A 716-nucleotide genomic window follows, 5' to 3' on the forward strand; every position below is an offset into this window, starting at 1 on the left:
CGGCCTGCTCGGACGGGAAGTGCCCGCGGTTTCTGGTCACCTTCCGCAGCCTGGCGTTGATCGACTCGATCAGATTGGTGCTGTATACAACGCGCCGCAGCTCGGGCGGGAACGCCAGGAACGGAACAAACTCCGGCCACGCCGACCGCCAGGTCCGCCCGATCGCCGGATACTTGCGGCCCAGCGGCGAGTCCTCGAGCTCGGCCAGTGCTTGTTCGGCGGCGGCCTCGGTCGGGGCGGTGTAGATCGCTTTCAGCGCCGGGATCAGTTTCGGGTGATCCTGCCGTGCGGCGAACCGCAAACTGGCCCGCATGAGGTGCACGCAGCAGGTTCGCACCGTGGCCTGCGGCCAGGTGGCGGTGATCGCCTCCGGCAGCCCGGACAACCCGTCACAGCAGCAGATCAGCACGTCGGCGACGCCGCGGTTACGCAACTCGGCAAGCACGGTCATCCAGAACCGTGCTCCCTCGCCCTCAGTGTTGCCCAGCCACAACCCGAGCACGTGTTCGCACCCGTCCAGGTCGACGCCGACGGCCAGGTAGACGGGCCGGTTGACCACGGCGCCGTCGCGGACCTTGATCCACATGGCGTCGATATAGACGATCGGCCAGACCGGGTCCAGAGGCCGGTTCTGCCAGATGGTGATCTCCTCGCAGACCGCGTCGGTCACCCGGGAAATGACATCGCCTGAGACCTCGACCCCGTACATCTGCTGC

At 67.0% G+C, this 716-nt stretch carries 1 protein-coding gene; it reads right to left on the reverse strand.

Annotation, left to right across the window (positions count from 1 at the left end):
* Window positions 1–716, reverse strand: a 716-nt coding sequence (locus ON21_RS30190) for an IS256 family transposase (protein WP_039803566.1), incomplete at both ends; no start/stop codon positions are given.

It is taken from the genome of Nocardia araoensis NBRC 100135 (assembly GCF_000308435.1).
In the GTDB taxonomy this organism is placed as follows: domain Bacteria; phylum Actinomycetota; class Actinomycetes; order Mycobacteriales; family Mycobacteriaceae; genus Nocardia; species Nocardia araoensis.